This is a genomic window from Escherichia sp. WS338 (assembly GCF_046486405.1).
Classification (GTDB): Bacteria; Pseudomonadota; Gammaproteobacteria; order Enterobacterales; family Enterobacteriaceae; genus Escherichia; species Escherichia coli.
Map to the genome: position 1 here is coordinate 165,621 of NZ_JBJQLL010000005.1, position 19,396 is coordinate 185,016.

Genomic DNA, 19,396 nt, shown 5'->3' on the forward strand with positions numbered 1-19,396 from the left:
ATCCTCAAAACCTCCAGACATATATAAGGCGAATAGATTATGAGTCAAAACGACATTATTATCAGAACTCATTATAAGTCTCCTCATAGAATGCACATCGATAGCGACATACCAACGCCTTCATCAGAGCCTATTAATCAATTTGCGCGCCAACTCATCACCCTACTTGATACCTCTGACTTAAGTTCGATGCTGTCATACTGTGTTACTCAGGAATTTACCGCAAACTGTCGAAAAATATCACAAAATTGTTATTCCACTGCCCTTTTTACCATTAACTTTGCCACTTCACCCATCCATGCAGAAAATATACTCATTACATTACACTATAAAAAAGAAATCATTTCCTTATTACTGGAAACCACGCCTATTAAAGCTAACCATTTGCGAAGCATACTGGATTATATTGAACAGGAACAGTTAACTGCCGAAAATCGTAACCATTGTATGAAACTGTCTAAAAAAATCCATAGAGAAAAAACTATACAACCAACAGTAAATCTCAATGGTAGTGCATTTTTTTCGCAATCTCCTTCTGACGCTATTTTTTGTCGCCATCTGTCATTGCAATACGCACTTGATTCACTGAGAAATGGAAAAGGCAAAGTCAATCTGATTAAACATTACTCCTCCGTTGAATCCATACAGCAGCATGTTCCCTTAGTCCGGGACGCGGAGTTCAGATCATTACTTCGCCATCCTCCTGCAGGGAGTCGCGTTATCGCGAGTAAGGATTTTGGCTTCGCTTTAGATATTTTCTTCTGTCGAATGATGGCAAACAATGTCAGTCATATGTCCGCGATTTTATATATAGACAATCATACTTTGTCAGTAAGGCTACGAATAAAGCAGTCAGCGTATGGGCAATTAAATTATGTTGTGTCCGTTTACGACCCGAACGATACCAACGTTGCCGTCAGAGGCACCCACAGGACAGCACGGGGCTTTCTCTCGCTCGATAAATTCATCAGTTCAGGTCCCGATGCTCAGACCTGGGCTGATAGGTATGTTCGCAACTGTGCAATTGCTTTTCTGCCCCTATTACCTGAGGGAGTTCCAGGGGCTATTTTCGCGGGTATTGCATCACGAATGCCATTTGCCCCTATACATCCATCGGCAATGTTGTTAATAATGGCCACAGGCCAGACTCAACAGCTTATTGCATTATTCAAACAGTTACCCATACTCCCTGAAAAAGAAATCATTGAAATAATAACTGCGCAGAATAGCGTTGGTACACCTGCTTTATTTCTGGCTATGATGAACGGACATACTGACAACGTAAAAATATTTATGCAAGAAATTCAGTCACTGGTAGATAATCATATCATTCATGAAGATAATCTGGTTAAATTACTGCAAACTAAAAGTGCTAACGAAACACCTGGACTCTATATCTCCATGTTGTATGGATTCGATGAAATAATCGATATCTTTCTGAATGCATTAACCACTCCAATAACACAAGAGCTTTTAAGCAAAAAAATGGTGATGGATATTTTAGCAATGAAAACACGTGATGGTGAGCCAGGATTATATGCCGCAATGGAAAATAATCACCCTTTGTGTGTCACACGGTTCCTCTCTAAAGTTTATGGAATCGCTGTTAAATATAACCTCAGCAAAATTAACATCATGGATTTATTAAAAGGCGCAACAGCATATGGAACCCCTGCTTTATACATCGCCATGAGCAAGGGTAATAAAGACGTCGTGTTATCTTATATATCAACGCTGGGTACTTTTGCAAAAAAAATATTCTTTTAGTCAATGTCAGTTATTCACATTGTTGGCCGCTAAAAATCATGACAATATGTCAGCTGTTCATATAGCCATTCATCATAATCATTATAAAACTGTAGAAACATATTATGCTGCTATAAACGTAATCAGCCAAAGCCTGAGTTTTAGTGCTGATGAACTAAAGACGTATTTATAACCAGATATTTATATATCGATACATAATTTTATTTTTTTCATAAACCGCAAAAACAGTGATCAGGTGTACAACGCCACCCGACGGCTGTAATAACAAAAAATCCCTTGATGCCTGTCCCTTTTGTTACACTCCGTTATCACGCACAAGAGATATGCAGGACACTGGTATGCCGACTAAACGCTTTGATAAAAAACACTGGAAGATGGTGGTGGTGCTACTGGCAATCTGTGGCGCTATGTTGTTGCTACGTTGGGCAGCAATGATTTGGGGCTGAGCAGTGACAAACGAAGACAGCCAGACCGCATAACACGGTCCGGCAGATAATTTTACATGCTGTAGCCCAGCGATAAGGTTGTCCGACGATCGGTATGTTCCGGTGCAGACTCTGGAGGTTCAGAGTTCCATGTGACGTTGTAAGCCACCTTCAGTCCAAAATGTTCATTAATAGCAACATTTAATGCGCTTTCGGAGTTCAGCGTTGTGTCTTCCGCGCCAAAGACGGAAACACCCTGCGTAAATTTAGCGTTGTCAGTCAACTGCCATGCATAAGCCCCGGAGGCATAACCCAGCGGCTGGGTTTCACTGGCATTATCGGTATATTTGTCGTAACGCACACCTGGACCAAATTCAAAGCGGAAACTGTGTACCGGGCCATTCAAAAACTGGCGACCATAACCCGCGGTCAACACATCGCGCTCTCGATAGCCGTTATAACGGTCTGTCAGCCAGCTTGCCTGCCCAAATAAATAGTCATAATCAGTTAAATTAAAACGGCTACGCCCGCCCGCCGCATATTTTTCTGAAGAACGCTCATCATTAGAAGAAGTATTACTGGCGTTCCCCCACAGCGACCAGGCAGTGGTTTGTCCATACCAGGTCATGGTGGTGTCAGCCGTAAGTGAGGAGCTTTTCGTATTGCCTGATTGTGCAAGATATCCTGCGTTCAGATTACCTTCGAAAGGTTTTTTAGCGCTGGCAGGATCGTCCATGACAGTAAAAACGGAATCATCGGCAGCTGCATTCAGTGACGCAAACATGCCCCCCGCCAACATAACGATGGCAGGAACTGTCTTCAAAAGCTTCATTTATCAAGAGTCCGTACAACAAAAAAAGAGACCTTCGCGGTCCCGGAAACTTTCTTAAGGATCAAAGATTAGCGTCCCTGGAAAGGTAACGAATTATAAAAAGGCGCGAATAACTTAGCAATGTATTCTTATTTCATTTTTTGAATAAGCATGTGGCGAAAACAGATTTTTATTTATATATATTTATCTGCAAAATTTTAAATAAAGCTCCAATAAATCATATTGTTAATTTCTTCACTTTCCGCTGATTCGGTGCCAGACTGAAATCAGCCTATAGGAGGAAATGATGGTACGTATCTATACGTTGACACTTGCGCCCTCTCTCGATAGCGCAACAATTACCCCGCAAATTTATCCCGAAGGAAAGCTGCGCTGTACCGCACCGGTATTCGAACCCGGAGGCGGCGGCATCAACGTCGCCCGCGCCATTGCCCATCTTGGAGGCAGTGCCACAGCGATCTTCCCGGCGGGTGGTGCGACCGGCGAACATCTGGTTTCACTGTTGGCAGATGAAAATGTCCCCGTCGCTACTGTAAACGCCAAAGACTGGACCCGGCAGAATTTACACGTACATGTGGAAGCAAGCGGTGAGCAGTATCGTTTTGTTATGCCAGGCGCGGCATTAAATGAAGATGAGTTTCGCCAGCTTGAAGAGCAAGTTCTGGAAATTGAATCCGGGGCCATCCTGGTCATAAGCGGAAGCCTGCCGCCAGGTGTGAAGCTGGAAAAATTAACCCAACTGATTTCCGCTGCGCAAAACCAAGGGATCCGCTGTATCGTCGACAGTTCTGGCGAAGCGTTAAGTGCAGCACTGGCGATTGGTAACATCGAGTTGGTTAAGCCTAACCAAAAAGAACTCAGTGCGCTGGTGAATCGCGAACTCACCCAGCCAGACGATGTCCGCAAAGCCGCGCAGGAAATCGTTAATAGCGGCAAGGCCAAACGAGTTGTCGTTTCCCTGGGTCCACAAGGGGCGCTGGGCGTTGATAGTGAAAACTGCATTCAGGTTGTGCCACCACCGGTGAAAAGCCAGAGCACCGTTGGCGCTGGTGACAGCATGGTCGGCGCGATGACACTGAAACTGGCAGAAAATGCCTCTCTTGAAGAGATGGTCCGTTTTGGCGTAGCTGCGGGGAGTGCAGCCACACTCAATCAGGGAACACGCCTGTGCTCCCATGACGATACACAAAAAATTTACGCTTACCTTTCCCGCTAACTGAAACATTCCCCCAGCATTGGGGGAATCACCACCAACCTGTCGGCAACGCGTTTCTCCGACTATGCTCAAAAGTCATGTGATAACAAAGGGGTGAACTATGGCCAGTGGCGATCTTGTCCGTTATGTCATAACCGTCATGTTGCATGAGGATACATTGACTGAAATTAACGAGTTGAATAATTACCTGACTCGCGACGGTTTTTTGCTAACCATGACGGATGATGATGGAAATATCCATGAGCTGGGGACTAATACTTTTGGACTTATCAGTACCCAAAGTGAAGAAGAAATTAGAGAACTTGTTTCGGGGCTTACCCAAAGTGCAACCGGTAAAGATCCTGAAATAGCCATCACGACCTGGGAGGAATGGAATAGCAACAGAAAATAAATGGTTTTTGGGCAATAATCAGTCTGTGGTGTGCGTTAGCTCGTGTTTTTACACCGCATTCTTGCGCTAACCTTATGATCTGGCAGACAACATGGGAGAGACATCATGTGGCAGGCAATCAGTCGTCTTTTGAGCGAGCAGTTAGGTGAAGGCGAAATCGAACTGCGTAATGAACTGCCTGGCGGAGAAGTCCATGCCGCATGGCATTTGCGCTATGCAGGACATGACTTTTTCGTCAAATGTGATGAAAGGGAACTGCTTCCCGGTTTTACCGCCGAAGCCGACCAACTGGAGTTACTGTCGCGTAGTAAAACCGTCACCGTGCCTAAGGTTTGGGCAGTTGGCGCTGACCGTGACTACAGTTTTCTGGTGATGGATTATCTCCCACCTCGCCCGCTGGATGCGCATAGCGCATTTATTCTTGGTCAGCAAATTGCACGTTTACATCAATGGAGCGACCAACCGCAATTTGGCCTCGATTTCGATAACGCGCTCTCCACAACTCCCCAGCCCAACACCTGGCAACGTCGCTGGTCAACTTTTTTTGCTGAACAACGGATTGGCTGGCAGCTGGAACTGGCGGCAGAAAAAGGGATCGCTTTCGGCAATATCGATGCCATCGTCGAGCATATTCAGCAGCGTCTGGCCTCGCATCAACCGCAGCCTTCTCTGTTGCACGGCGATTTATGGTCCGGCAACTGTGCGCTGGGTCCGGATGGCCCGTACATTTTCGACCCGGCCTGCTACTGGGGTGACCGAGAGTGCGACCTGGCGATGTTACCGCTGCATACTGAACAGCCGCCACAAATCTATGACGGCTATCAGTCAGTATCCCCGCTACCTGCCGATTTCCTTGAACGTCAACCGGTTTACCAACTCTACACGCTGTTAAATCGTGCAAGGTTATTTGGCGGTCAGCATTTGGTTATTGCTCAGCAGTCACTGGATAGATTATTAGCAGCATAATATGGGGTGAGGATAATGGCCGCTCCGTGCGGCCTTTTGATTAAATAAACCCCAGCAGAGAAAAGAACACATAACCTGCAGCAATACAAATAACCGGCAGGATATACAGCGAGAAAAACTGCAGGAAAATAGTATGGTGCGGCACAACAATACGTGACTCAATTTGTTCACGCGTTAGCCCCTCTTCCCCTTTGGCTTTTTCCAGAATGAGTTGATCTTCAACACCTTCCCGCAAGAAGCGCGCCTGGCGACTCATCCGGGCACCGGAATCCTGCAACGCCAGTCCGACAAAAATCAGGAAGAAAATCACCCAGAACATAACGTTCACGCCACCATTAAAATTGGGCGTCGGGGAGTTATACCAGAACAGATTCAAAAAAGGCGTATTCGCCTGCATCATATCGATCATGACATGAGTAAAGTCGAGCATGACCGCATTAATGCCTTCCTGGTTTTCCTGCCGGGTATTCATAAATTTAAGCAAAGAAATCAATGTAGAGATCAATGCAGGTATAAAAATCACCCAACCCAAAATCCTTTTCAAAACAGCAATGCGTCCAGCTTGTTGATACGTCATGAGTTCTCCTTGATTAAGACGCGTCGTTTCACTTAGTTTACCTGTAGATATCTGTTTTCGCCCATTCTTTAAAGGCGATATGATAGGCGCTTAATCATAAGCACGGCTTAATACCTTACATATAATGCTCTAAAGGAGAGGTTGTAATGTCAACCCCGCGTCAGATTCTTGCTGCAATTTTTGATATGGATGGATTACTTATCGACTCAGAACCTTTATGGGATCGAGCCGAACTGGATGTGATGGCAAGCCTGGGGGTGGATATCTCCCGTCGTAACGAGCTGCCGGACACCTTAGGTTTACGCATCGATATGGTGGTCGATCTTTGGTACGCCCGGCAACCATGGAATGGGCCAAGCCGTCAGGAAGTAGTAGAACAAGTTATTGCTCGTGCCATTTCACTGGTTGAAGAGACGCGTCCATTATTACCAGGTGTGCGTGAAGCCGTTGCGTTATGCAAAGAACAAGGTTTATTGGTGGGGCTGGCCTCCGCGTCACCGCTGCATATGCTGGAAAAAGTATTGACCATGTTTGATTTACGCGACAGTTTCGATGCCCTCGCCTCGGCTGAAAAATTGCCTTACAGCAAGCCGCATCCGCAAGTATATCTCGACTGCGCAGCAAAACTGGGGGTTGACCCTCTGACCTGCGTGGCACTGGAAGATTCGGTAAATGGCATGATCGCCTCTAAAGCAGCCCGCATGCGTTCCATCGTCGTTCCTGCGCCAGAAGCGCAAAATGATCCACGTTTTGTATTAGCAAACGTCAAACTCTCATCGCTGACAGAACTCACCGCAAAAGACCTTCTCGGTTAATGACCAGGGGGCAGTGATCACACTGCCCCTGGTTCTTTATCTGAATTTGCATTCAACTGACGGATTAATCGCCAATTTAAGAGAAAGAGTTACACCGTCACCACTTCCGTGCACTGTATAAAAACCCTATACTGTACGTATCGACAGTTTAGTGAGTTTTATCATGACGGCGGAAGGTCACCTTCTCTTTTCTATTGCTTGTGCGGTATTTGCCAAAAATGCCGAGCTGACGCCCGTGCTGGCACAGGGTGACTGGTGGCATATTGTCCCTTCCGCAATCCTGACGTGTTTGTTACCGGACATCGATCACCCAAAGTCGTTTCTTGGGCAGCGATTAAAGTGGATATCAAAACCAATCGCCCGCGCTTTTGGGCATCGTGGTTTTACCCACAGTCTGCTGGCGGTATTTGCGCTGCTGGCAACCTTTTACCTTAAGGTTCCTGAAAGCTGGTTCATTCCGGCTGATGCGCTACAAGGAATGGTGCTGGGTTATTTGAGCCACATACTTGCCGATATGCTGACACCCGCCGGTGTTCCCCTGCTCTGGCCATGCCGCTGGCGTTTCCGCTTGCCTATCCTGGTTCCCCAAAAGGGCAACCAACTGGAACGTTTTATCTGCATGGCATTATTTGTCTGGTCGGTATGGATGCCCCATTCATTACCCGAAAACAGCGCTGTCCGTTGGTCATCGCAAATGATCAATACCTTGCAGATCCAGTTTCATCGGCTTATTAAGCATCAGGTTGAATACTAAAAAGGCAAAAATCACCTTTCTGGAATAAGCAATTCCATTTGAATATAAGAGCCAGCTCACAGTTCTGTTAATCTTGCGCCAACACTATGACTGCTACGCAGTGATAGAAATAATAAGATCAGGAGAACGGGGATGAACTTTCCATTAATTGCGAACATCGTGGTGTTCGTTGTACTGCTGTTTGCGCTGGCTCAGACCCGCCATAAACAGTGGAGTCTGGCGAAAAAAGTGCTGGTGGGTCTGGTGATGGGTGTGGTTTTTGGCCTCGCCCTGCATACCATTTATGGTTCTGACAGCCAGGTACTTAAAGATTCTGTACAGTGGTTTAACATTGTTGGTAACGGCTATGTTCAACTCCTGCAAATGATCGTTATGCCGTTAGTCTTTGCCTCTATTCTGAGCGCGGTTGCCCGTCTGCATAACGCATCACAGTTAGGCAAAATCAGTTTTCTGACCATCGGAACGCTTTTGTTTACCACACTGATTGCGGCGCTGGTCGGTGTGCTGGTCACCAACCTGTTTGGTTTGACGGCTGAAGGTCTGGTTCAGGGTGGTGCAGAAACTGCACGTTTGAACGCCATCGAAAGTAACTATGTTGGTAAAGTCTCTGACCTGAGCGTTCCGCAGCTGGTCTTGTCCTTTATCCCGAAAAACCCGTTTGCCGATTTGACCGGAGCCAATCCGACGTCAATTATCAGCGTGGTAATTTTTGCCGCATTCCTCGGCGTAGCTGCGCTGAAGCTGCTGAAGGATGATGCGCCGAAAGGTGAACGCGTCTTAACCGCTATCGATACCCTGCAAAGCTGGGTGATGAAACTGGTTCGCCTGGTCATGCAGCTGACCCCTTACGGCGTTCTGGCGCTGATGACCAAAGTGGTTGCAGGTTCTAACCTGCAAGACATCATCAAACTGGGAAGTTTCGTTGTCGCGTCCTACCTCGGTCTTCTGATTATGTTTGCAGTGCATGGCCTTCTGCTGGGTATTAATGGCGTGAGCCCGCTGAAGTACTTCCGTAAGGTATGGCCAGTACTGACGTTTGCCTTTACCAGCCGTTCCAGTGCTGCGTCTATCCCACTGAATGTGGAAGCACAAACGCGTCGACTCGGTGTTCCTGAATCCATCGCCAGTTTCGCCGCCTCTTTCGGTGCAACCATTGGTCAGAACGGCTGTGCCGGTTTGTATCCGGCGATGCTGGCGGTGATGGTTGCGCCTACGGTTGGCATTAACCCGATGGACCCGATGTGGATTGCGACGCTGGTCGGTATTGTTACCGTTAGTTCCGCAGGCGTTGCCGGTGTCGGTGGTGGTGCAACTTTCGCCGCACTGATTGTGCTGCCTGCGATGGGCCTGCCGGTAACGCTGGTGGCATTGTTAATCTCCGTTGAACCGCTTATCGACATGGGTCGTACGGCGCTAAACGTTAGTGGCTCGATGACCGCTGGCACGCTGACCAGCCAGTGGCTGAAGCAAACCGATAAAGCTATTCTGGATAGCGAAGACGACGCCGAACTGGCACACCGTTAATCCTGATTTGTTACGTTAAACGCCTGTCATCCCGACAGGTGTTTTTTTATTCTTCGACCTCATTTTCCTGACGAATCTGATTTGCCCAACGCTGGGCGGATTCAGGCACAGTAAACGCCGGTGAGCGCAGAAATGACTCTCCCATCAGTACAAACGCAACATATTTGCCACGCAGCATCCAGACATCACGAAACGAATCCATCTTTATCGCATGTTCTGGCGGCGCGGGTTCCGTGCGTGGGACATAGCTAATAATCTGGCGGTTTTGCTGACGGAGCGGTTTCTTCATTACTGGCTTCACTAAACGCATATTAAAAATCAGAAAAACTGTAGTTTAGCCGATTTAGCCCCTGTACGTCCCGCTTTGCGTGTATTTCATAACACCGTTTCCAGAATAGTTTCCGAAGCGGGATCTGGCTGGTGGTCTATAGTTAGAGGGTTTTTTGACCAAAACAGCGGCCCTTTCAGTAATAATTTAAGGAGACGAGTTCAATGTCGCAACATAACGAAAAGAACCCACATCAGCACCAGTCACCACTACACGATTCCAGCGAAGCGAAACCGGGGATGGACTCACTGGCACCTGAAGACGGATCTCATCGTCCAGCGGCTGAACCAACACCGCCTGGTGCACAACCTACCGCCCCAGGGAGCCTGAAAGCCCCTGATACGCGTAACGAAAAACTTAATTCTCTGGAAGACGTACGCAAAGGCAGTGAAAATTATGCGCTGACCACTAATCAGGGCGTGCGCATCGCCGACGATCAAAACTCACTGCGTGCCGGTAGCCGTGGTCCAACTCTGCTGGAAGATTTTATTCTGCGCGAGAAAATCACTCACTTTGACCATGAGCGCATCCCGGAACGTATTGTTCATGCACGCGGATCAGCAGCTCACGGTTATTTCCAGCCATATAAAAGCTTAAGCGATATCACCAAAGCAGATTTCCTCTCAGATCCGAACAAAATCACCCCAGTATTTGTACGTTTCTCTACCGTTCAGGGTGGTGCTGGCTCTGCCGATACCGTGCGTGATATCCGTGGCTTTGCCACCAAGTTCTATACCGAAGAGGGTATTTTTGACCTTGTTGGCAATAACACGCCAATCTTCTTTATCCAGGATGCGCATAAATTCCCTGATTTTGTTCATGCGGTAAAACCAGAACCACACTGGGCAATTCCACAAGGGCAAAGCGCCCACGATACTTTCTGGGATTACGTTTCTCTGCAACCTGAAACTCTGCACAACGTGATATGGGCGATGTCGGATCGCGGTATCCCGCGCAGTTACCGCACCATGGAAGGCTTCGGTATTCACACCTTCCGCCTGATTAATGCCGAAGGGAAGGCAACGTTCGTACGTTTCCACTGGAAACCACTGGCAGGTAAAGCCTCACTCGTTTGGGATGAAGCACAAAAACTAACCGGACGTGACCCGGACTTCCACCGCCGCGAGTTGTGGGAAGCCATCGAAGCAGGCGATTTACCGGAATACGAACTGGGCTTCCAGTTGATTCCTGAGGAAGATGAATTTAAGTTCGACTTCGACCTTCTTGATCCAACTAAACTTATCCCGGAAGAACTGGTGCCCGTTCAGCGTGTCGGCAAGATGGTGCTCAATCGCAATCCGGATAACTTCTTTGCCGAAAACGAACAGGCGGCTTTCCATCCTGGGCATATTGTCCCCGGTCTGGATTTCACCAACGATCCGCTGTTGCAGGGGCGTTTGTTCTCTTATACCGATACACAAATCAGTCGTCTTGGCGGACCAAATTTCCATGAGATTCCGATTAACCGCCCGACCTGCCCTTACCATAATTTCCAGCGTGACGGCATGCATCGTATGGGGATCGACACTAACCCGGCGAATTACGAACCGAACTCGATCAACGATAACTGGCCGCGCGAAACACCGCCGGGGCCGAAACGCGGCGGTTTTGAATCATACCAGGAGCGCGTGGAAGGCAATAAAGTTCGCGAGCGCAGCCCATCGTTTGGCGAATATTATTCCCATCCGCGTCTGTTCTGGCTAAGTCAGACGCCATTCGAGCAGCGCCATATTGTCGATGGTTTCAGTTTTGAGTTAAGCAAAGTAGTTCGTCCGTATATTCGTGAGCGCGTTGTTGACCAGCTGGCGCATATTGATCTCACTCTGGCCCAGGCGGTGGCGAAAAATCTCGGTATCGAACTGACTGACGACCAGCTGAATATCACCCCGCCTCCGGACGTCAACGGTCTGAAAAAGGATCCATCCTTAAGTTTGTACGCCATTCCTGACGGTGATGTGAAAGGTCGCGTGGTAGCGATTTTACTTAATGATGAAGTGAGATCGGCAGACCTTCTGGCCATTCTCAAGGCGCTGAAGGCCAAAGGCGTTCATGCCAAATTGCTCTACTCCCGAATGGGTGAAGTGACTGCGGATGACGGTACGGTGTTGCCTATAGCCGCTACCTTTGCCGGTGCACCTTCGCTGACGGTCGATGCGGTCATTGTCCCTTGCGGCAATATCGCGGATATCGCTGACAACGGCGATGCCAACTACTACCTGATGGAAGCCTACAAACACCTTAAACCGATTGCGCTGGCAGGAGACGCGCGCAAGTTTAAAGCAAGAATCAAGGTCGCTGATCAGGGTGAAGAAGGGATTGTGGAAGCTGACAGCGCCGATGGTAGTTTTATGGATGAACTGTTAACGCTGATGGCAGCACACCGCGTGTGGTCACGCATTCCTAAGATTGACAAAATTCCTGCCTGATGGGAGGCGGCGCAGTTGCGCCGCCTCAAATGATTTACATAGTGCGCTTTGTTTATGTCGGATGCGGCGTGAACGCCTTATCCGGCCTACAAAACTGTGCAAATTCAATATATTGCAGGAAAAACGTAGGCCTGATAAGCGAAGCGCATCAGGCAGTTTTGCGTTTGTCAGCAGTCTCAAGCGGCGCAGTTACGCCGCCTTTGTAGGAATTAATCGCCGGATGCAAGGTTCACGCCGCATCTGGCAAACATCCTCACTTACACATCCCGATAACACCCCAACCGATAACCACGCTGAGCGATAGCACCTTTCAACGACGCTGATGTCAACACATCCAGCTCCGTTAACCGCGGGAAGCAATAAGCACTCTGGCGAATCGTATTATCGATAAACGCCGGGTGGCACATCACTTCCAGAGAGCGCTCGCCGCGATGACTGGAGTCATCAAGCACTTGTAGGAACAGTGTCTCGCTAATCTCTTCACCATAAAACGCGCTACTGAATCCCTGCGAACTGCGCAGATTAGCCGGTAAATCACCATCGTTAGATAGCGGCTGACGGTCGATGCGCAACGCAATCCCCTCTTCAGCCGCAAACTTTGCCACAATCGGGAAAATCTGCGGGAACATATGCACATGATGATGGCTATCAAGATGCGTAGGTTTGCGTCCAAATAACTCAATGAAACGCAAATACTGACTGGCAAGCTCCTGAGTAATTTCTTCCAGCGGTAAAGCATCTTCTTCTGCCAACTGCCAGATCCATTTTCCCAGCACACCATCGCGAGTTAACCCCGGCATAGCTGTCAGTGGCTTGCCCATAGTAAGGACAAAGTGCATCCCTATGGCCAGACTCGGTTCATCAAGACTCAACTGCACCGCATGGTCAATAGCCTGCCCATTCACCAGCGCCGTCGTCGATGTGACAATCCCATTGCGACAGGCCTCGATAATGCCGTAGTTCTGACCTTTGCTTAAGCCAAAATCATCGGCATTAACAATCAGTAAGCGTTCCATAATCAGCCTCGGTTAATGTGCTTTTTTAAGCTCTGCGATGCAGTCGGCAAAATTTGGCAACCATTTCTCGTGCGCCAGAATCATCTCGCGTGCCAGCAGCTCAGCATCGCGATCGGAATGCACCAACGGACTAAGGTTTAGCGCCAGTAACACATCGTTAAACTCTCCGCTAAGTGCGGCGTTGCTGGCAGCAATCTCGAAGCCTTTAATGGTGTGAATCAGCCCCATCACTTTATCATCGAAATGCGTAATGCGCGGATGTGGCGTCGCGCCATCGCGCCCCAGCGTACAGGTCATTTCTACCGCCCAGTCTGCCGGAATATTATCAATATGCCCATGATGCGGGATATTAACGTAATGTTCAGCTTGCTTGTCGTTGTAGATAGCGTTGATCACTTCGCACGCTGCATCAGAGTAATAAGCCCCACCGCGCTGTTCCAGTTCTTTCGGCTTAACTTTCAACTCCGGGTTTTTATATAGCTCAAAAAGTTGTTTCTCGACTTTCTGTACTACCTGCGCTCGTGCGCCGCCTTTGTAGTATTCGCCCATTTCAATAGCCAGCATCTCTTTTTGCTTGAAGTAATAAAGCAAATAAGAACACGGCAACAGATTCATAGAACGAATTAAGCCTTCGCTAAATGGCAGATCGAAAATATTTTTAACGCCAGATGCTTTTAACTGCCCGGATGCCACACCATCAAGCAATTCGGCAAAGCGTGATTTGCCATTTACCAGCACATCCTTAATGAACACCATATGGTTGAGGCCGAACAGATCGATAGATAAATCATCGCTGTCTTTCAGCATCAGAACATCGCGAATAAACATCTTCATGCCGATCGGAATATTACACACGCCGATAAAGCGTTTAAATCCGGTATGACGATAAACGGCTTCAGTGACCATTCCCGCCGGGTTAGTGAAGTTAATCACCCATGCATTCGGACATAGTTCTTCGACATCTTTTACGATGTCAAAAATCACCGGAATGGTACGCAGACCTTTAAACAGACCGCCCGCACCGTTAGTTTCCTGACCAAGATAACCATGACTTAATGGAATACGTTCATCCAGTTCGCGCGCCGGTAATTGGCCAACGCGCAGTTGGGTAGTAACGAAATCAGCATCTTTCAATGCTTCGCGGCGATCCAGCGTTTTATAAAGCTTCATCGGGACGCCAGCGTTATCAATCATCCGTTGGCAGAGATCAAAAATAATATCCAGTTTCGCTTTACCACCTTCGACATCCACCAGCCATAATTCGCTGACCGGCAATTCGTGATAACGCTTAATAAATCCTTCCAGTAACTCCGGGGTATAGCTGCTCCCGCCACCAATAGTGACGACTTTTAATTTCTGGCTCATAATTTCTCCCTTCAGTACAGAATACTGATATCTGGCATATCTGCCCCCCGGACATAAATAATCCAGCAACAGGACAGATATGTGAATTGTCAGGTATAACGACTTACTGATTAAATTCAGTCAATTTCTTACGATAGCTCTTAGGCGTAAAGGATGTTAATTTCTTAAACGTTTTAATAAACAAGCTCGGGCTACTATAACCGGCCTCAAACGCAATATCCGTCACTGAATAGTTGGTCATTTCCAGTTGTTTTTTGGCAAAATTAATACGGATTTCATTAATAATCTGCATTGGCGTTTTACCATAGTATCGTTGAGTCGCTCGCGTCAAATATTCCTGTGATTTGGCTGACAACGTCACCATATTCTCCAGCGCCGATTCACTAAACTGCTCTTTATCATGCATCTTTTCTACCGTACTTTTCAGCCACTGCGGTATATCATCAATCACCTGTTCTTCGCGGTAATGACGTAAACGGTTAATGACATAAAAAGTAACCATCTCAACAAACTCTTCCAGCCCTGTTTCGCGGAAATTCAATGAAGAAATCACTGTTTCCACATAGGTGAGAAAAGCGTTATTGGTCCGGTATACCTGCGAAGCGACAAAGCAATAAGGCAACAACGGCAGGTAATGCTGCTCAAAAAAGCGTTTACTGATCCCAACGTTCAATATACGCGTGGCACCAAATTCATAAAAACTTTGATGGTGCGAACCTAACGGAATAAAAACAAAATCGCCCCGTTCCAGTAACACGCGCTTACCGTTAATCTCCTGGAAATAACGCCCGGTTAATACCAGAGTAAATTCATAATAGTCGTGCTGATGCAGTCCGCTGATACTCTCAGTTTTATTGTAGATAAACACATGGAAATTTTTGCCATTAAACAACTGCTGTTCTCGGGCAGTGGCAATTTCCGGCGCGTTAATCACTGGCTGCATCATCGACTCCTTATGCCTTCAGTTTTTCATGAAGCTCAATTAATTCAGTAATCAGTTCACGCGCAAGCATGGACGTCATTAAATGATCCTGAGCGTGGACCAGCACCAGACTCACTTTCATCTTACCTTCACCCGCATCGCCTTCAATCAGTTTCGTCTGTACCAGATGCGCTTCATTCAATGCCATCCGTGACTGATCCATCATGGCTTTTGCTGCGGCAAAATCGCCCTGCTTCGCCTGTTTCAGTGCCGCATACGCCAGGCTGCGCGCTTGTCCGGAGTTGATGATAAGCCCCATCACCACTTCTTCCAGCTCTTCAGCTTCCGTTTGCGTATCGGGAATGTTATCGAGATCCATCATACATCGTTCCTCTCTTTTCTTACCGGCACGATTACCCGTACCGGCATCGATTAAAATTTCAGTGCGTTAGCGATATCTTCTTCGCTCTCTTCTTTATCAATCGCATTTTGTGCTTTGTTAGCGACCACAACAAAGGGCAGATAAATTAACGTTGCGATGCCAAGGTTGAAGAGTGCGACCAGCAATGCGGCGACGCTACCGTTGGTATTAAAGAAGGCTCCCAGACCGGTTGGCATGGTCCACGGTGCAATATTGGTCACCGGAGGAATAATGCCCATGTAGTACGCTGCGAGGGTGATTGCCGCCAGAATCGGTTGTACCAGTACAAACGGGATAAACATCACCGGGTTCATGATAATTGGCAGACCAAACAGAATCGGTTCGTTAATCTGGAAGATGCCGGACGGCAGCGCCAGTTTTGCCACCTGACGATAATCAGCACGGCGAGAGGCGATAAAGATAGCCAGGATCAGGCCTAAAGTCGCACCACTGCCACCGAGGAAAATAAAGGAGTCCAGCATCGGCTTGGCCCAGATATGGAAGGTCTTACCGGCTGCCAGCGCCGCTTCGACGGAACCATATTGCTGATAGGTCGCGATATTTTCCAGCGCCCAAGGCGTCATAATGCCGTTGTCCAGTGCGGTCAGCGCCAGCGCACCATGAATACCGAAGAACCAGAGCAGTGGAACAAAGATCACATAGGCCCAGCCCACCACGCTACCCAACGATGCCAGTGGGGTTGAGATGGTATCCATAATGATCTGATGGAAGTTGGTGCCCCAGGTATTCAACGCCCAGGCAATAATCCCCATCACGGAAAGAATAATAAAGCCGGGGATTAATGCCGAGAAGGAACGCGATACTGAAGCAGGTACGCTGTCGGGCAATTTAATGACCCAATTGCGGTGGACAATAAAGGTAAACATTTCTGCCACCACCAGGCCAATAATAATCCCGGAGATGATATTCGCCCCACCTAACCAGTTTGCGCCAACCGCATAGGCCTCACCGACACTATATGGGGTGACGGTCATAAATGCTGCAACGGATAACAACCCGGCCGCCAGCGCATCGATTTTACGCTCTTCTGCCAGCGCCATGCCAATAAAGAACGGTGCCATTAAAGACATTATCCCTAATGTTCCGTTATATACGTTGCCGCCAATACCTTTCAGACCATTAAGTGTTTCAATGGTTGAGGCATCCAGGCGAATACCTAAGGAATAAAAAAACGACCCCTCCCCAAAGCTTAGAAAAACGTTGTTAATTAATACAAACATGGCCCCCGCAAGGGTTAACGGCATTAAGCGAATAAAGCCATTTTTGATTGCATTAACGTGTGGCTGCTTTCCTATTTTAACTGCAAAAGGGAGGAGTACCTTTTCAAGCGATGCAATAACATTACTCATAGAAAAATACCCTTAAAAACCGCAATTTAAATATTGCGGTATTGATTTATGAAATAACTCTTTGACGGGAAAATTTAAAATAAATTAATTTGCTGCGGCTTTTTTAATCGCTGCAACCGCAGCCTTAAGCACGCCTAAACCATCGACTTTGCCATAAAGCAGCGAGTCAATTACTTCAACCGGTTTGTTGGGTAACAAACGCTGGATTTCGGGCAACATATAAGCAATCTGCGGCCCTAATAACACGACATCGGCATTCTGACCTTTTTCACCAGCCAGTGTTTCCGGAAATGCTTCAATAATGACCGGAACTTCATATTTTTCTGCCTGTGCGCGCATTTTTGATACCAGTAAAGAGGTAGACATGCCCGCAGAACAAAACAGATAAATGTGTTTCTTTTCCATAAAACTGCCCTCATCGACGATTATCTGTCAGCCAGACACTCCGCAAGCCTTAACCTGCTTCCATGCTCTGGGTAACTTGCGAAACCAACATGACTTTTTTTGTGGCTGAAAGGAGTATACGGTATAGGCCTGAGCAATAGTATTTCTTTGACCTGATAAATTGTCTCTCCTTGACCTGTGGTTATGACCCTCTTCACATTTCGGTCAAATAATTCGCGAAGATAATTAAGAACTCAGGCCAAAAAAAACCGGCGCAATGGCCGGTTTCCGTTGTTACTCAAGCTTTCAGGCGAAGTGATTACTTCGTAGCCTGTGGATCAGTGTCGTATTCAGCACAGGTCTGATAACCGGAGTTGATGACATGTCCGGTATCATCTAACGCGACAAAGTAGGTTTCTGCTTTACCATCACGTTGACCCAGGATGTAGGTCTGGCAAGTACCACGAGCATGGATCATGCTCACTTCAGACGAAGGTTTACCCGCAATTTGTGCAACCTGCGCCCGGCTCATGCCTTTTTTGACGTCTTTCACCACAGGCTGTACAAACTGGTCTTTGGTACGATCATAAGCCGTACAACCCGCCAGCATGGTTAATACCGCCGCTGCACTCAGAATTCCTGCCATATTCTTGTTCATATTCCGTCCTCTTGTTTATCAGCGTGTTAGATAAGCCTGGAATACATTGGGCGCTTTTTCAAGCCCGTGAACGAAACGGCTCCGCTTTCAGAGGATTCCTGTATGACGTTTTAACCACCATTCAGCCCGCTGTCGCTTGTCGTTTCAGTAGCAACGGGTTAGCTTTAAGGAAGTTTTGTCTTTTCTGTCTGGAGGGGTTCAATGACATTGCAACAACAAATAATAAAGGCGCTGGGCGCAAAACCGCAGATTAATGCTGAAGAGGAAATTCGTCGTAGTATCGATTTTCTGAAAAGCTACCTGCAAACTTATCCGTTCATTAAATCACTGGTGCTCGGGATCAGCGGCGGTCAGGACTCCACGCTTGCCGGTAAGCTGTGCCAGATGGCGATTAATGAGCTGCGCCAGGAGACCGGCAACGAATCACTGCAATTTATTGCCGTACGCCTGCCCTATGGTGTTCAGGCCGACGAACAAGATTGCCAGGATGCCATTGCCTTTATTCAACCGGATCGCGTATTAACCGTTAATATCAAGGGCGCGGTATTGGCCAGCGAACAGGCGCTGCGCGAAGCGGGTATTGAATTAAGTGATTTTGTCCGTGGCAATGAAAAAGCGCGTGAGCGGATGAAAGCACAATATAGCATTGCGGGTATGACCAGCGGTGTCGTGGTGGGCACCGATCATGCTGCAGAAGCCATTACCGGATTCTTCACTAAATATGGTGACGGCGGTACGGATATTAATCCGCTGTATCGTCTCAACAAACGCCAGGGTAAACAGTTACTGGCGGCATTAGGTTGCCCGGAACACCTTTATAAGAAAGCCCCAACGGCCGATCTGGAAGATGATCGCCCTTCTCTGCCAGATGAAGTGGCACTCGGCGTGACCTATGACAATATCGACGACTATCTGGAAGGGAAAAACCTACCTGAACAGGTCGCCAGAACAATAGAGAACTGGTATCTGAAAACCGAACATAAACGCCGTCCGCCAATTACCGTTTTCGATGATTTCTGGAAAAAGTAATAATTTGCACATATTGGTTTGTGCGAAAAAGAGTACTTTGTTCACGCCGGATGCGGCGTGAACGCCTTACTCGACCTACAAAACTATGCAAATTCAATACATTGCAGGAGTCGAATAGGCCTGACAGGCGTAGCACGTCAGACGGTGTAACCTTTGTCATCGACCCGCCTCTTTTTTAATCGCTCTCCGCCTGTTACACTGGATAGATAA

General features: G+C 47.6%; 19 protein-coding genes and 1 pseudogene. 10 read left to right on the forward strand and 10 right to left on the reverse strand.

Translation table 11 applies throughout. The features are described 5' to 3' along the window. Positions 1-39: 39 nt before the first annotated feature. A pseudogene (gene espL1 / locus ACJHWT_RS06315) lies at positions 40-1,939 on the forward strand (type III secretion system effector EspL1). A gap of 166 nt (positions 1,940-2,105) precedes the next feature. Continuing rightward, positions 2,106-2,213 carry a small membrane protein YniD gene (gene yniD, locus ACJHWT_RS06320; protein ID WP_001142445.1) on the forward strand — a complete coding sequence of 36 codons (108 nt, stop codon included), beginning with the start codon at positions 2,106-2,108 and terminating at the stop codon, positions 2,211-2,213. A gap of 52 nt (positions 2,214-2,265) precedes the next feature. Here the strand turns inward: yniD and ACJHWT_RS06325 are convergent, their stop codons facing one another. After that, positions 2,266-3,024 carry a YdiY family protein gene (locus ACJHWT_RS06325; RefSeq protein WP_000771396.1) on the reverse strand — a complete coding sequence of 253 codons (759 nt, stop codon included), beginning with the start codon at positions 3,022-3,024 and terminating at the stop codon, positions 2,266-2,268. A gap of 286 nt (positions 3,025-3,310) precedes the next feature. Here ACJHWT_RS06325 and pfkB point away from each other — a divergent pair, with 286 nt between their 5' ends. From pfkB to ACJHWT_RS06340, 3 genes are all read left to right on the forward strand, one after another. Continuing rightward, a complete protein-coding gene (pfkB, locus tag ACJHWT_RS06330; protein ID WP_001695808.1) occupies positions 3,311-4,240 on the forward strand; it encodes a 6-phosphofructokinase II in 930 nt (309 codons plus the stop codon). Between the two features lie 100 nt (positions 4,241-4,340). Continuing rightward, complete coding sequence (ghoS, locus tag ACJHWT_RS06335) at positions 4,341-4,631, forward strand: type V toxin-antitoxin system endoribonuclease antitoxin GhoS (protein WP_000146147.1); 291 nt, start codon at positions 4,341-4,343, stop codon at positions 4,629-4,631. 105 nt (positions 4,632-4,736) lie between these two features. After that, positions 4,737-5,597, forward strand: a complete 861-nt coding sequence (locus ACJHWT_RS06340; protein WP_000267650.1) for a fructosamine kinase family protein — start codon at positions 4,737-4,739, stop codon at positions 5,595-5,597. A 40-nt stretch (positions 5,598-5,637) separates the two neighbouring features. On the opposite strand, the gene ACJHWT_RS06345 is transcribed toward ACJHWT_RS06340, so the two are convergent. Continuing rightward, positions 5,638-6,174: a YniB family protein gene (locus ACJHWT_RS06345; RefSeq protein ID WP_000222166.1), complete on the reverse strand. Its 537-nt coding sequence runs from the start codon at positions 6,172-6,174 to the stop codon at positions 5,638-5,640. A 146-nt stretch (positions 6,175-6,320) separates the two neighbouring features. On the opposite strand from ACJHWT_RS06345, the gene hxpB reads away from it, so the two are divergent. The 3 genes from hxpB to tcyP all read left to right on the forward strand — a co-directional run bounded on the left by hxpB (position 6,321) and on the right by tcyP (position 9,267). Continuing rightward, a complete protein-coding gene (hxpB, locus tag ACJHWT_RS06350; protein ID WP_000106821.1) occupies positions 6,321-6,989 on the forward strand; it encodes a hexitol phosphatase HxpB in 669 nt (222 codons plus the stop codon). Between the two features lie 163 nt (positions 6,990-7,152). Next, entirely contained in the window at positions 7,153-7,743 is a 591-nt protein-coding gene (locus ACJHWT_RS06355; RefSeq protein ID WP_001295408.1) for a metal-dependent hydrolase, read from the forward strand. Between the two features lie 132 nt (positions 7,744-7,875). Beyond that, positions 7,876-9,267, forward strand: a complete 1,392-nt coding sequence (gene tcyP / locus ACJHWT_RS06360) for a cystine/sulfocysteine:cation symporter (RefSeq protein ID WP_001010716.1) — start codon at positions 7,876-7,878, stop codon at positions 9,265-9,267. A 46-nt stretch (positions 9,268-9,313) separates the two neighbouring features. Here tcyP and cedA read toward each other — a convergent pair whose 3' ends face one another. After that, positions 9,314-9,577, reverse strand: coding sequence for a cell division activator CedA (gene cedA / locus ACJHWT_RS06365; protein WP_001241562.1), 264 nt, complete (start codon positions 9,575-9,577; stop codon positions 9,314-9,316). Positions 9,578-9,759: 182 nt separating this feature from the next. On the opposite strand from cedA, the gene katE reads away from it, so the two are divergent. Further along, complete coding sequence (katE, locus tag ACJHWT_RS06370) at positions 9,760-12,021, forward strand: catalase HPII (protein WP_000077869.1); 2,262 nt, start codon at positions 9,760-9,762, stop codon at positions 12,019-12,021. 257 nt (positions 12,022-12,278) lie between these two features. On the opposite strand, the gene chbG is transcribed toward katE, so the two are convergent. The 7 genes from chbG to osmE form a co-directional block, all read right to left on the reverse strand. Continuing rightward, complete coding sequence (chbG, locus tag ACJHWT_RS06375) at positions 12,279-13,037, reverse strand: chitin disaccharide deacetylase (RefSeq protein WP_000440426.1); 759 nt, start codon at positions 13,035-13,037, stop codon at positions 12,279-12,281. A gap of 12 nt (positions 13,038-13,049) precedes the next feature. Further along, positions 13,050-14,402, reverse strand: a complete 1,353-nt coding sequence (gene celF, locus ACJHWT_RS06380; RefSeq protein WP_000078751.1) for a 6-phospho-beta-glucosidase — start codon at positions 14,400-14,402, stop codon at positions 13,050-13,052. A 103-nt stretch (positions 14,403-14,505) separates the two neighbouring features. After that, positions 14,506-15,348 (reverse strand): transcriptional regulator ChbR, encoded by an 843-nt coding sequence (gene chbR, locus ACJHWT_RS06385; protein ID WP_000983641.1) that lies wholly within the window; start codon positions 15,346-15,348, stop codon positions 14,506-14,508. A 7-nt stretch (positions 15,349-15,355) separates the two neighbouring features. After that, positions 15,356-15,706: a PTS N,N'-diacetylchitobiose transporter subunit IIA gene (chbA, locus tag ACJHWT_RS06390; RefSeq protein ID WP_000968919.1), complete on the reverse strand. Its 351-nt coding sequence runs from the start codon at positions 15,704-15,706 to the stop codon at positions 15,356-15,358. A 50-nt stretch (positions 15,707-15,756) separates the two neighbouring features. Continuing rightward, the gene (gene chbC, locus ACJHWT_RS06395) at positions 15,757-17,115 is read right to left on the reverse strand and encodes a PTS N,N'-diacetylchitobiose transporter subunit IIC (protein ID WP_000073024.1); all 1,359 of its coding nucleotides are present in this window, start codon (positions 17,113-17,115) and stop codon (positions 15,757-15,759) included. An 84-nt stretch (positions 17,116-17,199) separates the two neighbouring features. Beyond that, on the reverse strand, positions 17,200-17,520 hold the full coding sequence (gene chbB / locus ACJHWT_RS06400) for a PTS N,N'-diacetylchitobiose transporter subunit IIB (RefSeq protein ID WP_000412169.1): 321 nt from the start codon (positions 17,518-17,520) through the stop codon (positions 17,200-17,202). 298 nt (positions 17,521-17,818) lie between these two features. Next, positions 17,819-18,157, reverse strand: coding sequence for an osmotically-inducible lipoprotein OsmE (osmE, locus tag ACJHWT_RS06405; protein ID WP_001039046.1), 339 nt, complete (start codon positions 18,155-18,157; stop codon positions 17,819-17,821). A gap of 201 nt (positions 18,158-18,358) precedes the next feature. On the opposite strand from osmE, the gene nadE reads away from it, so the two are divergent. Beyond that, entirely contained in the window at positions 18,359-19,186 is an 828-nt protein-coding gene (nadE, locus tag ACJHWT_RS06410; protein ID WP_000175017.1) for an ammonia-dependent NAD(+) synthetase, read from the forward strand. Positions 19,187-19,396 lie beyond the last annotated feature (210 nt).

Bases quoted from the DNA above. Each gene is read 5' to 3' on its own strand.
- chbB (WP_000412169.1), bottom strand. From the start codon at position 17,520: ATGGAAAAGAAACACATTTATCTGTTTTGTTCTGCGGGCATGTCTACC.
- pfkB (WP_001695808.1), top strand. From the start codon at position 3,311: ATGGTACGTATCTATACGTTGACACTTGCGCCCTCTCTCGATAGCGCA.
- chbG (WP_000440426.1), bottom strand. From the start codon at position 13,037: ATGGAACGCTTACTGATTGTTAATGCCGATGATTTTGGCTTAAGCAAA.
- ghoS (WP_000146147.1), top strand. From the start codon at position 4,341: ATGGCCAGTGGCGATCTTGTCCGTTATGTCATAACCGTCATGTTGCAT.
- cedA (WP_001241562.1), bottom strand. From the start codon at position 9,577: ATGCGTTTAGTGAAGCCAGTAATGAAGAAACCGCTCCGTCAGCAAAAC.
- yniD (WP_001142445.1), top strand. From the start codon at position 2,106: ATGCCGACTAAACGCTTTGATAAAAAACACTGGAAGATGGTGGTGGTG.
- hxpB (WP_000106821.1), top strand. From the start codon at position 6,321: ATGTCAACCCCGCGTCAGATTCTTGCTGCAATTTTTGATATGGATGGA.
- ACJHWT_RS06345 (WP_000222166.1), bottom strand. From the start codon at position 6,174: ATGACGTATCAACAAGCTGGACGCATTGCTGTTTTGAAAAGGATTTTG.
- ACJHWT_RS06340 (WP_000267650.1), top strand. From the start codon at position 4,737: ATGTGGCAGGCAATCAGTCGTCTTTTGAGCGAGCAGTTAGGTGAAGGC.
- osmE (WP_001039046.1), bottom strand. From the start codon at position 18,157: ATGAACAAGAATATGGCAGGAATTCTGAGTGCAGCGGCGGTATTAACC.
- ACJHWT_RS06355 (WP_001295408.1), top strand. From the start codon at position 7,153: ATGACGGCGGAAGGTCACCTTCTCTTTTCTATTGCTTGTGCGGTATTT.
- chbA (WP_000968919.1), bottom strand. From the start codon at position 15,706: ATGATGGATCTCGATAACATTCCCGATACGCAAACGGAAGCTGAAGAG.
- ACJHWT_RS06325 (WP_000771396.1), bottom strand. From the start codon at position 3,024: ATGAAGCTTTTGAAGACAGTTCCTGCCATCGTTATGTTGGCGGGGGGC.
- celF (WP_000078751.1), bottom strand. From the start codon at position 14,402: ATGAGCCAGAAATTAAAAGTCGTCACTATTGGTGGCGGGAGCAGCTAT.
- nadE (WP_000175017.1), top strand. From the start codon at position 18,359: ATGACATTGCAACAACAAATAATAAAGGCGCTGGGCGCAAAACCGCAG.
- chbC (WP_000073024.1), bottom strand. From the start codon at position 17,115: ATGAGTAATGTTATTGCATCGCTTGAAAAGGTACTCCTCCCTTTTGCA.
- tcyP (WP_001010716.1), top strand. From the start codon at position 7,876: ATGAACTTTCCATTAATTGCGAACATCGTGGTGTTCGTTGTACTGCTG.
- chbR (WP_000983641.1), bottom strand. From the start codon at position 15,348: ATGATGCAGCCAGTGATTAACGCGCCGGAAATTGCCACTGCCCGAGAA.
- katE (WP_000077869.1), top strand. From the start codon at position 9,760: ATGTCGCAACATAACGAAAAGAACCCACATCAGCACCAGTCACCACTA.